Here is a 12678-nt window from a genome sequence, read left to right on the forward strand (position 1 = left end):
ATAGCCGCCTAGCCACCTCTATTCAACTCATTTTCCTATTGCATCTGTAAACTGCTTCGTCCCATTCATCGCTTCTTCATACAGCTTCTTCGATAACTGCTTTGTGTCGTTCAAAGTCGCTGGCCAATCTTCATTCATTGAATTAAAAGCCTCCAAGAAATACGTATCGTTGTCGTGCAACTCTCCGATTGGGAATGAAAACTTGTCCAATTCAGCGAGATTCATGAAGTCATTCACTTTATGGTGATACGAAATTGCCATGATTGGCGTTTCCGTACACGTTGCGAGTATGAGTGAATGCAATCTTGTGCCGATGACGATATCCTGTTGTTCAGTCACTTTGAGAATATCGCTCGGCAATAGATTTTCATCCATAATGGAAGTCTTCGCGCTTTGTGTCATTAATTGCTGAATATCCTTTGTCACGTTGGCGTCTTGGGGAAATTTCGTTGCGAAAAATGTAATGTCCACGTCGTTTCCTTCTGCAAGCTTATCCAAGTTTTTAGCCATTCCTGTTATATAGTTGTTGTATAGCTCTTCATTGCCTTCAGGCCAATAGTCGGCGTTGTAATAAGGAACAGCAGTGACACCGATTTTTTTCGGCGAGGAAGATTTCTCTTTCGCTTGTCCATCGCGCAATGAAAACGCTGGGTCACCGATGACGTCCACTTGTTTCGTTACACCGATTGATTTGAGAAGTTGTGCGGATTCCGGATCACGAACAGAAACGTTTTGTGCGTATTTGCACATATTGCGTATAAACCATTTACCAAGATTTGTTTGTAGCGGTCCAGCGCCACACCCATAGACGACGTATGGCGTTTTCGACTGCTTCGCCATCATGGCATAAGAGCCGTAAAGTGGCGCTTCTGTTCGGTACAAGTCCATAAGTATGCCTCCACCGCCAATAATCAGCAAGTCGAGCTTTTTCACGATTGGTCTGTTTTGTTTGTACGTTTCAAAGAACGTTTTCGGCGCGCTACCTTTGCGGTAATAGAGTGGATAGCTGTCGACGCCGTAGCGCTCAGAAGTCTGTTGGGGATTATTGCTGAAAATCGTTAACTGGTTCGTCTCAATACCAAAAGTCGCGGTCACTTGCTTAACGAGACTTAATAGAATCGCTTCATCGCCGTTATTATCGTTTCCGTAATTTCCTACAATGCCTACTCTCATATATTAACAACTTCCTTCTGTAATGAAATAATGTGTCTAGTATAGCATGCTTGCGCGTTAAAGAAAAAAGCCGCAGACCCGATTGGACGGATCTGCAGCTTTGTAGTCGTTTACTGATTAATGCTTCGGTAGAGGAATGCACTGAATTGCGCACGGTTCACCGGTTTATTCGGTTCGAAGTTTCCTTTTTCATTACCCGTCGTAATGCCGTGGTTGGCAAGGGTATGAACTTGTTTGTATGCCCAGTGACTCGTCGGGACATCTTTGAACTTAGTCGAAGATTCGCCTGAAAGCTTGTACGCTTTGACAAGAATTGCCGCCATTTGTGCACGTGTCAGTTCGCCTGCTGGATCGAAGCTGCCGTCACCTTTTCCGCCGACATAGTTCGCTGATGCGATAGCGTTGATTTCATTGAAATAGCGGTGTGTTGTCGGAACGTCGCTGAATTGCTGAGCGCCTGCAGCTGACGTGTCCAAGTTGAATACGCGACTTAAAATAACGGCTGCGTGTTCGCGAGACAACGTCTGACCCGGATTGAATTTCCCATCGATATCGCCTTTAATGTAACCTAGGTCTTTCAAGAAACGGATTTCATTATAGTAGGCGTAATCCGCCGGAATATCTGTAAATGCTGGAGTTCCGTCAGTCATTTCAATCGCCATTGACGTCGTTTTCGTTCCAAGCTTAACATTAATGGATCCTTTGCCTGGTGTCGATGATGCTTTAAATGTACCTGTTTCTGTAATGGTTCCAATATTTCCTGTCACGCTCCACGTAAGTTGTTCAGGTGAATAAATGACAGGTTTTCCTGTTGCGTCAGTTGCCGTTGCAGTGAAACGTTTTGTTGTACCTGGTTCAATGTTTGATGTGGCTGGTGAAATCGTCAATTTTGCAGGAGCATCTACGACTTTTATCGGGAAGGACTGTTTCGCTCCCCCGTATTGGATATTAATGCGATCGTCCCCTGCTTCCGTTGCAGTAATTGTCGTTCCTGAACCTGTAGCTTTGCCTTGTTCTGCTGTTATTGTCAGTTGAGAGCCGTCAACTTTGAGTGGATTATAGTACTGATCCAACACATAGTTCACAGTCAACGGTACACTAGCACCGACGAGCATGTCCCCGACTTGTCCGCGAGAAACGCTAATATGCGCAGGATCGCTTACCGGAGCTGTACTAATTGCTTCAACGATAGCTGATACTTTTCGTTGGCTCGATTCAGTCGTACGATTCGCTAACTGGACTGTGTTACTGCCATATTTACGAATACCCATTGCAGTCGAGCCGCCGCCGTCAAAGTTGATGGCGCGGTCATAGCCTTGTGCTGATAGGTAGTTCGCAAATTGCGTCAACGTCATGCCGTTGCTGTAGCCGCTTTTGTTATCGACAGTAACTAGATCGACTTTCTTCTTATCTTTACTAATGGCGATAGCTGTACGCGCTGTTTTCGCTTTTGCACGCCAGTTGTCTGTGTTCATCGTAATATATGGCTTGCCGTCTTTTAACAGCATCGGACCGCTTGCCAGCATGAATGAAGAATCCATCCATTTTGCATCGATTGTGAGATCCATTGTTACGGAATCGCCCATTCTGATGTTTTTCATCCGATCAAGTGCTTTTTGTCCGTGCGCTGAAATGACAAATCCGTTCTTCGGGATTGTCACTTTCTCTTTGGAGCCATAATCTCTAACTTTCACAACTTTACCAGTCAGTTGCTGACCGTAATATGTAGAGTCCACTGGTGATCCTGTATCGACTACGATTTCAATTCCGAATTCATTGGAACCCGTAGCAGTTGATATATGTTGTGGTGTGAAGATAATTGTTTCGCCCGCCTGACGCTCACGGTTTAGGCCAGTCATTTGAAAACTATTCCCTGCATGCGTGATGCCAACATTGAAATTGAATTCATCAATTTCAGCGCGTCCATCATTCATGACTCCAAACGCGATTGGTTTGCTGACGTAATAATCACGTGAGCTTGAGATGACGCCGCCGTTGATGATTTCATTCCCTTGGGATATTAAATACATCGGAATGCCCGACTTCATGTCGAAAAATGAAGCATTAACTGCTCCGACAACTCGGTTCCCGTCTTTGCTGTCGCGGTTTGCGAGTGTCGTTGTCGCTTCACGTTTGGTGAGTGGAGACGGTATTCCAACGTCTAATTTCGTATGCGGATCGTTTAAATCTACACTGACTGTATTCACATGGCTTGAGCCTGCATGCGTGTAGTGTGAATAGGTGACACCTGATGAGACTGGGTAGCTTTCCACTGTTGTAGTTTTTGCCGAAGCACCTGCTGGTAGTGCAAATATGAGTGAAACAGCAGCTGCTGTCATTACGACTTTTTTCCCTAATGTTTTCAAAGAATGTACTTGATTATTGATAAGTCGACACCTTCCTTTCTATGAATCAAGTTTTAGCTTACCAAAGTTATAGTTAAAAAACTATAATACATAAGAAGGAAATAGGGTAAATAGTGTACAATTTACCGACTCGAAAGTCTTGTTAAATGGGTCATTTCAAGGAGTTTTGGAAGGAATTGAGTGATTTATCATAGTACATAAAGTTAAAAACCCATCCAAGTTCGTACACCGTGGATGGGTTCTGTTTATTTATCTTTAATACTAAATCTCGCATATTGCATAGTCATCGAGGCAAATGTGCCGAACAGGATGAAGTAGAACATCGTGTAAAGCTTCAGTTCCCAAATATTATAATAGAAGCCGGAGACGCCTGTTGCGAACCAGAGGGCGATCATGAACTTACCCATTGTCGTTTTTCGTTCCTTCCAGAACAGATACAGCATTCCGAGAAGGAAGCCTGCAAACAGGATGACACCGATGACACCTGTTTCCGTGATGATCTGAATGTATTGATTATCCGAATAGAAGTATTTTCCTCCATATACATCGGATCTGATTCCATAATGATCATAGATTGGCGAGCCATAGGATAGTGTGGCGGATCCACCGAACGATCCGAATCCTGACCCTATAACCGGGTACGCTTTGAAGATTTCAAACCCTTTACTAATATAGAAGAAACGTCCACTTTCCGACATGAGCGCTAGATTCTTTTCATCAAATGTTTCACCGAATCGGCCGCCAATGCTTTGTGTCAAATCATCAGGAGGTTCAACGCCTAAGGAAGCGACGAATTGGACACCTAAATTGACAGGGTAGTAAATTAAAATGATCGAAGCGACCCCTGTAACGATAAGCCGTTTTAACAGATGCCAGTTTTTCGATAGAACGATGAAGATTGCTCCAAGTACGAATGCTGAAATCCACGTTCCTCGTGAATATGTCAATATGAATACGCCTAGGAAAACGACAAGAGTGATGTTCAAGAACCATTTATACTTCTCGTTTTTATAGATGCTTTGTAGGAACAATAGCGAAATGATCCCGAACAGCAAAAGCAATGCCATGGAGTTCGGATTGCCAGGCAGACCGTAAATGCGGACAAAGTTTGTTGTACTCAACGTTTTATATTTCCATACGTCTGGCAACAGCAATTGTCTCATGGATAGTTTTTCAATGAGACCATGAACAGATGCTATCAAGCTTGTCCAAACGGTTATCCATGCAAGACGTTTCAGCCAGTTGTCCGGTAAAACCATTCTCGCAATGATGTAATACAGCAAGTACATGATGATAAAAGTACGTACTTGGAAAATGATTGCTGACGGTAAAACGCCGTTTACATAGCCGCTAATTGAGCCTGCAATGAGTAATGCAAAGAAGAACCATTCAAACCATTTGAATGTGAAAAGCGACTTCAAATTGCTTCTGCTTGCAATGACGATTCGCGCGAAAGCCACGAATGTAATCAAATCCCCTATCAGCTTCAATCCGGTGTTCACTTCAACTAGCAAAGGACGGATACTGACATAGATGACGAGGAATAGTAAACTTTGTTGCGGTCTTAAAAATGTGAAGACCGTAAAAAATAGCGCGGTTAACACTAGTGCAATAGAAGTTGGCAAAAATAAAGCAATGCAAATGACCGCCAATGCGATCATGAAATAGACTGTATCTTTTTCTCTCAGTTTACTTGTTAGTGTAGTCATAAAAAATAAATCCCTTTCTGAATATGTTCTCCAAATACGTTTGTCTATGATTAAAACGCCACTTTCCACTATGGCAGTAGGTAATTGCCCTAAGTCATTATAGCATCTAATAAGACGTAGCGGTTTATAGTTTAGTTCCATTTTAAAAAAAATTCATTTCAATAGAAGATTAGTGAAGAATGTAGCATGTAGTAGCCACTTTTCAAATTTCAATTCTATTTAACCTATGAATCTGACATCTGAAATAAATTACACCTTATTATTTTATAATATATCTGCTAGTATTATAGAAGATGCATAAAAGGAGGTTTCCCGGTGAAAAAAATAACGATTTTTACCTTACTCATGTTACTGGTGTTTGCGCCGCTATTCCAGCAATCAGCGGAAGCAAGTACTGTGTCTGGTCATCAAATGGAAACAGAACTTAATTATTGGATTCAAAAGAACGTTATTCGCACGGACAGCAAATTTAATCCGAACAAAGCCGTCACTCGTGCCGAATTCGCCTCTTATCTCGCACGCGCTTTGGATTTACCTGTTTCTACTAAATATACGTTCAAAGATTTAAAGAAAGGTTCCAATTTGACGATTGAAATCCAAAATGCTGCAGGCGCTGGTCTACTGTCTGGTTATCCTGACGGGACGTTCAAGCCGAGCGACAAAATTACTCGCCAGCAGATGGCAGGCATGATTTATAAAGCATTCCGCTATATGGATCTACCAATTGAAAAGACAGATTTCACATTCAAAGATTCAAACCAAATATCGGCAAATTTTAAAGAACCTGTATCTGCTGCAGTGTATTTAGGAATCATTCGTGGCGATCACCAAAAGAATGGGGTTTATTTCAAGCCTAAAAACAGTGCAACGATTGCCCATGCAGCCGCTTTCCTATTCAGAATGGAAGCTGCAGCGCAACTATTAGAGCCACAAGTACCAACAGATCCATCCAATCCGGAATCACCGACAGTACCTGATGTCGATCCTGAAATCTATAAAGTCAGTTCAGTATCAAATGGACAAATCGTTCCTACAACCGCTTTATACACAACTTATGAAGATGCATTGGCTGTTTACAATGCATCTTCGTCCATAGATGTCATCCAAAAGGGAAGCAAAATCATTAAAATGAAAGCGGGACGAGCTTTCGGTTCCAATAATAAAAAACAGCTCACTTCCCTCTACAGCAATTCATCATTGCGTGATGAAGTGACGTACATCCAAAAAGGCCGTGAAATGAAATATATCGGTAGCGGTGGCGATTATGTCATCGTTGAACTTGCGGGTACGACCTTTTACGCAAAACATAGCGAAGTCGACCTCGTCCCTTCCGATCTAGTAACTGGTTACGATTATTACATGGTCGACAGCAATAGTATTTTGACACATTATACGTACGATAATCTTTCAAAAACAAGAGGGATTTACTCAATTGGACCTGTACCTCCGACAATGCCTGCAGCTACATATACAAGCCTTGACGGTGTGCATTTCACTGAAGTCGGATCTAGAAAAGTGTATACACATTATCCGTACTTCCAGTTCCAATCAGTCCGCCAACCGACTAGCTATTCAGCGGCAGAACTTGATGCATATATCCAATATGCACTACAGGATCGTCAAAGTACAGGTGCAAAGCGTTATGCAAATGCAACTGTGAATTCAAAATTAATAGGACTTGGCACGTACTTGAAGTCCGTTGAAGAAACGTATCGCGTAAATGCCATGTTCATTCTTGCGACAGCTATTCACGAAAGTGACTATGGTATAAGCGACAACGCTCAAAAGAAAAATAACATTTTCGGCATTAAAGTTTTTGACTCCTCTCCCGAAATGGGCGAAGTTTATGCGACACCTGAAAACAGTATTAATGCGTTCATTCAACGCTACATGAACTTGAACTACGCCAACCCACTTGGCGCTCACTCAAATGGTGCGGTTCCGGGTAATAAAGCTGTTGGCTTTAACGTGAAATATGCATCTGATCCGAACTGGGGCAGTAAAATCGCCGGTCATATGTGGAAAATGGACAAGTTCCTCGGCAACCGCGATTACAAGCAAGTACAACTTGGAAGCATTAATTACACAGGTAAAGAGGGTGTAAATGTTCGAACAAGCCCGGAAGTTTCGTATGATAACAAACTCTTCACATACAAACCGAAAAGTCCAGGATTTGAAGCATCCTTTGGATACCCTGTTGTCATAGTTGACGAAACGACAGGCAGCGACGGATACGTTTGGTATAAGATTCTTGCAGACATCAATCCTCCTTCTGATTTCGGGTGGATTCGCTCAGATCTTGTCAATAAAATCGATTAATATGAAAAGAAAAATCCTCCGCATATGTGGAGGATTTTTCTTATTTACTTATAGCGCATCTGTATGTTCGGCTCCTGCCGGCAACAATTCAGGCATATTAATACGGTCTAAGCCATTTTTAATCTTTGTCGTGTAGCCTTTTTCGTTTTTATCCATATACCCTGCTTTCGAACGAATCATCCGTTCAAATACATCGACTTTGGATGGATCTACGTCTAACCACATTTCGTAAGAATGAATCAGATCTTCCAATGTGAGATGGATATAATCTTCGCCGACTAGCGTACGGTCAGGCGACATTTTGTACCAAATATCTCCATTCGGACGGATCCATTTATCAGCATCTTTTTCAATCGCAGAGCGGAGACTTTCCGCTGTTTCCAAGTAGACCGGCTTACCTGTTTCCTTGTATGCGAGCAGAAGAATGTTCATGCCCCCAAGTAAATGGTTCATGGATGTATGTGTTTTGACGTTCTGTTTGGAAGGGAAATAATCTTGGATATAGAAAGAATCAGCATCCACTTTAATAATATTCCCTTTGCTCTTTTGAGAGACAAGAAGATCGGCATAGTTAATCAAACCACGGTTATAGTCGTTATGACCAAACTCTTTCCCGCTATTATAAAGGAACAATGCAATCTGCTCATTGAATCGCGTATCGACAAATGGTGCCGTTATGCCGAACAGATTTTTCAAATATGTGCTTGTTACTTCCGTTTCCCAATACGTCTTGTCGCCTCTGAAAATATCGAGATTGGCAAATGAATTATACAGTAGGCTCTCGTAATACCGTTCTTGTGTATCATTATATTTCGCCATGACACGGTCTTCCTTCACAAGCAGAAGATTCCGTCCGTAGCCTCGTCCTGAAGCAGGCATCGGCTCGATTGTCGTCGCCATTTTATTGTAAGGACCGTTCGCTGTGTACCATTTGTTGCGCTTCTTATAGTAGATAGCCGATTCAAGCATCCAGTCGTCCATCTTTTGATTCGATGAAAAGAGCTGTTGATCAGAAATTAGTAGCCATTGATCGACAATATCGTAACCACGTGATTCCAATGTATAGACAGAAAGTTGCGTCTCACCAAGCAAGATGCTGCTGAATGCTTCACTTTCATCCATCAGTTCACGTGTATGGCTGCTTTCGCCATTTGGATACTTGAGAGAAAGTTCTTTAGAACGGAAAGCTTTCCCGATCATTTTCTGTGCCTTTTCCCCTTCTGTGAGAGTCTTCTCAAAAATTCCTGTCGGATATGTTGTCATATCGAATCCGAATGTACCGTCGGAATCTTTCTTAATCGGATAACGCCCGTATTCACGTAAAATTCCTTTTGTTAAGCCGCTTTCCGCCTGAATGAGATCGACTGTTACAGGCATACGTTGCGGATTTCTTAGCTCAGTGAAGATGAAATAATCGCCGTTTTCAAGTTGTCTTTTCGTCACATTCACGACTGCCCCGGACATTCCGGAAATCGTATACGTGTACACCGTATCAGAAGCGTGTGAGTGCTTAATCGTCTTCTCCCCTGCATATTGCAAATAGGAATTCGATCTTAAGTACGTTTTGTCCGTTTTTGAAACAGGAACTTCCACGAAATTCTGTTCATGACGGACCGGTTTGAAATCGCCGTACGTTCCCGCCTTTTTGAATGAAACCTGTGGAGTCTCTTGGATTTTGCCGGTTTCGACCATTGCACGGTGAAGGAATACGACATATGTCGCACGGTTCACAGCAATCTTCGGATCGAATGTGCCGTCTTCCTTACCAGTAGTGATACCATGTTGTGCAAGAATTTTAACCCCTTCTCTATGGGATTCACTTATTCTGTTTTGATCAGCAAACTGAATGTCTTCGCCAGTATCCTCTAATTTGAATGCACGGACGATAACAGTTGCCATTTGTTCACGTGTCAATGAATCCCCGACACCAAACGTGCCATCCTCTTTCCCGAGGAAAATTTCCGCTTCAAATGTGGCCATCGCACCTTTTAAATGGGACGACTTACTGCTCACATCTTTGAAAATCGGACGATAGGGAGCATCGGGCAATTTAAGTGCCGTCGATAACAGATTTGCGGCCTGCCCACGTGATACTTCAAGTGCAGGTCTGAATTGCTTGTCCGGATAACCATTAATAATCCCCATATCCACTAACTGAGTCACTTCATCTTTTGCCCAGAACTCATTATGTATATCGGAGAAGCTTTGATCGATCTCCATCGAGTTCGCACCAATCGTGTTACATCCGAATAGTGCAAGCGTCATTGTTAGCATCGTCGCCAGTATGACTTTCATTAGTTTTGAACTAGACATGTTTCTTGTCCCTCCTGTTAAGTAACGCCTTAGCGCAATTTCATGTCGCTATGTATAATTTTGGTGAGTGCGTGTTGTGTGTGAGATTATTGCGTGCGCCCGTATTTGCACCGGCCGCGCTCGTAAACTTGTCGCGTGCGCCCGTATTTGCACCGGCCGCGCTCGTAAACATGTCGTGTGCGCTCGTATTTGTACCGGCAGCGCTCGTAAACATATCGCGTGCGCTCGTATTTGTACCAGCAGCGCCCGTAAACATGCCACGTGCGCCCGTATTTGCACGAGAAGAAACGACAACCGCTCAATGTTGCACCACATCTGCTCAATGTCGCGCGGTTTCCGCTCAATATGGTACCACAACCGCTCAATGCCACACGATTTCCGCTCAATACGACTCCACAACCGCTCAATGTCGCACGATTTCCGCTCAATACGACTCCACAATCGCTCAACCACACACTTCCCTCACAGCAGAAAACCTCATATAATGTCAGATTTCATCATACCATAAAACTGCAATAGAAAACCTCCTACGAACTAGGAGGTTTTATAGTAACTATATTTCTATTAGTCATTCCTTCGTATCTTGTGCAAATGTTTCGCCGCTTTTACGGACTTGAATATCTATTTTATGGTCAGGATATTTCTCCTCGACCTTCTTCAAATATTTCGAAGTCAGTTCCTTCGCCGATTCCTCGCTCATTGCATCATCCGCATCGATATCGAGCAATACATAACCGCCACTATCTTCCGTAACAATAAGACTGACAGATGTAACACCTTCTTCATTGCCTATTTCTTCTTTCAGCTCGTCATCTGATTTGGCAGAACCTGTTTTGTCGACAGCGCCTTGATCTTCAAGATTCTGTTGCGCTTGCTCTTCCTGCTGTTGTTCTTCTGTCGGCGTGTCAGCATCCTTCTTGCTCGTATCCTCTTTGTCACTGCACGCGCCAAGGACGACTGAGCACCCTAACATTGCAGCAAATATTGCTGTTTTCTTCAATCCGAAAACCTCCTTTTGAGAATATAGGTGCCATGATAGCATAAAAAAAGCACGAGCTGCAAGGCTCGCACTTTTCCATATGTTCATAACAATACATTCACATTTTTCGAATCAACCAACAGAAAACTTTCGATCGTCAGCCTTCTGATTCATGAGATCGAGTAAATAATCATGTGATGATTTAGCCACTGTTTCTTGTCTTTTAGCAAACAACTCTGCAGCTAGATTTGTCGGAGCGAACTGTTGCGCAAATTGCTCCACTTTCATTGTCGATGCTTCTTGGACAACTTCAGTCGCATATTCCAAAATACGCTCAGTTTTCTGCTCAACAATCTTTTCCACAGGAAGTTCTTCTTGCGGAATAGCAGCACTACTAAATGAAGAAGAAGCAACATTATTTCTATACGCACCTTTATTAATAGACGCTGCAATTTTCGCTATATCAGGGCGTACTTCCTGTACCGCTGCTATTGCAAAATCCATCTCGCCAGGATTATCTGCAAAAAACGGGTTTTCGTACCAATAGTTGTCTTCAAACTTCCCTTGAGAAGCGGCCATCGCGTTATTATAAGGTGAATTGAACCAGTCATTTGCGACTTTCGGAATATCATGCTTTTTTGCAAGATCTGAGTTATTCGCAAACGCGATTACATGTGGAACCGCACCTGGAGCGTTTTTAAAGTCATTGATTAAATCATTCAAATGCGCTTCACGTTTCGCGATTTCCGCTTTGTCGCCGGACTGTTTCGCTTCTTGTACTGAACGGTTTTGCACATCAATTAGATTACCGTAATATAACTTATTCTGTTTCATTTCTCCGCCGACTTTGTCATACCAAGCAGGATGTTGTTTTGCTTGGAACTGATGATAATCAGTCCAGTCATTTTTACGTATCGACTCCATAATTAGAGAGTTTCTTCCTTGATTGACAGCCGCCAACGGATTAATTGCTGCCGCTTCTTTACCCCAGACTTTGCGCCATCCGTCTTCTGAAGTACTATTTGTATCTTTCACATGCATGGAAAACGTCGTCGGATCATTCAGTGCTGAAATAAACACGTTGCCACCCCATCATTTATATAGTAAGTATGTCATAGACTCTAGTAATATACGTTTCTATGTATTATACATGAGTTCGACATGGATAGACAGGTGGATTTGTGAATAAAAATAGAAAACCTTCCTCGATAAATAAGGAAGGTTCATCAATCAGGCATGCATTTTTTCATAATTCGTAATCTGTTCTTCATACTGGAATGTCAACGAGATTTCATCCCAACCATTCAACAACATCTGCTTGTAATACTGATCAATTTCAAAAGCATAAGCCTTTCCATCTTCACCTGTGACAGTCTGCTTTTCCAAATCCACTTCAAGCGAATAAGGATGCTGGAGTCCCTTTGAAAGCAGTTCTTCAATTTCACTGACAGACAATCGGATAGGCAAAATGCCGTTCTTAAAACAGTTATTATGGAAGATATCTGCGAATGACGGGGCAATGACGACTTGAAAACCATAATCCAAGATCGCCCACGGTGCGTGTTCCCTTGAGGAGCCACATCCAAAGTTATCATGCGCAACGAGAATAGTTGAACCCGCAAAGCGTTCATCATTCAATACAAACGCTTTATTCTCCGTTCCATCCGCATTGAATCTCCAATGGTAAAACAAGTATTTACCGAATCCAGTCCGCTCGATTCGTTTAAGGAATTCCTTTGAGATAATCTGATCGGTATCTACGTTTTTCCGGTTAAGAGGAGTCATGACACTCCGAACTTCATTTATAGGTTTCATGGAA

The 12678-nt window shown here is 42.6% G+C and carries 9 protein-coding genes; 1 reads left to right on the forward strand and 8 read right to left on the reverse strand.

What is annotated here, in order from left to right; all coding sequences use genetic code 11:
- Positions 1 to 27: 27 nt before the first annotated feature.
- The 3 genes from H9649_RS09035 to H9649_RS09045 all read right to left on the reverse strand — a co-directional run bounded on the left by H9649_RS09035 (position 28) and on the right by H9649_RS09045 (position 5248).
- Entirely contained in the window at positions 28 to 1173 is a 1146-nt protein-coding gene (locus H9649_RS09035) for a polysaccharide pyruvyl transferase family protein (RefSeq protein WP_191694424.1), read from the reverse strand.
- Positions 1174 to 1283: 110 nt separating this feature from the next.
- Positions 1284 to 3512 (reverse strand): S-layer homology domain-containing protein, encoded by a 2229-nt coding sequence (locus H9649_RS09040; RefSeq protein WP_191694425.1) that lies wholly within the window; start codon positions 3510 to 3512, stop codon positions 1284 to 1286.
- A 272-nt stretch (positions 3513 to 3784) separates the two neighbouring features.
- Entirely contained in the window at positions 3785 to 5248 is a 1464-nt protein-coding gene (locus H9649_RS09045) for an O-antigen ligase family protein (protein ID WP_191694426.1), read from the reverse strand.
- Positions 5249 to 5563: 315 nt separating this feature from the next.
- Between H9649_RS09045 and H9649_RS09050 the strand changes: the two genes are divergently transcribed.
- The gene (locus tag H9649_RS09050) at positions 5564 to 7567 is read left to right on the forward strand and encodes an S-layer homology domain-containing protein (protein WP_318241674.1); all 2004 of its coding nucleotides are present in this window, start codon (positions 5564 to 5566) and stop codon (positions 7565 to 7567) included.
- 48 nt (positions 7568 to 7615) lie between these two features.
- Here the strand turns inward: H9649_RS09050 and H9649_RS09055 are convergent, their stop codons facing one another.
- The 5 genes from H9649_RS09055 to leuD form a co-directional block, all read right to left on the reverse strand.
- Entirely contained in the window at positions 7616 to 9880 is a 2265-nt protein-coding gene (locus tag H9649_RS09055; protein ID WP_225229776.1) for an S-layer homology domain-containing protein, read from the reverse strand.
- Positions 9881 to 9920: 40 nt separating this feature from the next.
- Positions 9921 to 10136, reverse strand: coding sequence for a hypothetical protein (locus H9649_RS09060; RefSeq protein WP_191694427.1), 216 nt, complete (start codon positions 10134 to 10136; stop codon positions 9921 to 9923).
- Positions 10137 to 10448: 312 nt separating this feature from the next.
- Positions 10449 to 10880 carry a hypothetical protein gene (locus H9649_RS09065; protein WP_191694428.1) on the reverse strand — a complete coding sequence of 144 codons (432 nt, stop codon included), beginning with the start codon at positions 10878 to 10880 and terminating at the stop codon, positions 10449 to 10451.
- Between the two features lie 111 nt (positions 10881 to 10991).
- Complete coding sequence (locus tag H9649_RS09070) at positions 10992 to 11939, reverse strand: hypothetical protein (RefSeq protein WP_191694429.1); 948 nt, start codon at positions 11937 to 11939, stop codon at positions 10992 to 10994.
- Between the two features lie 150 nt (positions 11940 to 12089).
- Positions 12090 to 12674 (reverse strand): 3-isopropylmalate dehydratase small subunit, encoded by a 585-nt coding sequence (gene leuD, locus H9649_RS09075; RefSeq protein WP_191694430.1) that lies wholly within the window; start codon positions 12672 to 12674, stop codon positions 12090 to 12092.
- Positions 12675 to 12678: the final 4 nt, after the last annotated feature.

The organism is Sporosarcina quadrami (assembly GCF_014836615.1).
GTDB lineage: Bacteria > Bacillota > Bacilli > Bacillales_A > Planococcaceae > Sporosarcina > Sporosarcina quadrami.

Excerpts from the sequence above, each read along its gene's own strand:
- H9649_RS09045 (WP_191694426.1), bottom strand. The coding sequence starts at position 5,248 with ATGACTACACTAACAAGTAAACTGAGAGAAAAAGATACAGTCTATTTC.
- H9649_RS09035 (WP_191694424.1), bottom strand. The coding sequence starts at position 1,173 with ATGAGAGTAGGCATTGTAGGAAATTACGGAAACGATAATAACGGCGAT.
- H9649_RS09060 (WP_191694427.1), bottom strand. The coding sequence starts at position 10,136 with ATGTTTACGGGCGCTGCTGGTACAAATACGAGCGCACGCGATATGTTT.
- H9649_RS09040 (WP_191694425.1), bottom strand. The coding sequence starts at position 3,512 with ATGACAGCAGCTGCTGTTTCACTCATATTTGCACTACCAGCAGGTGCT.
- H9649_RS09055 (WP_225229776.1), bottom strand. The coding sequence starts at position 9,880 with ATGTCTAGTTCAAAACTAATGAAAGTCATACTGGCGACGATGCTAACA.
- leuD (WP_191694430.1), bottom strand. The coding sequence starts at position 12,674 with ATGAAACCTATAAATGAAGTTCGGAGTGTCATGACTCCTCTTAACCGG.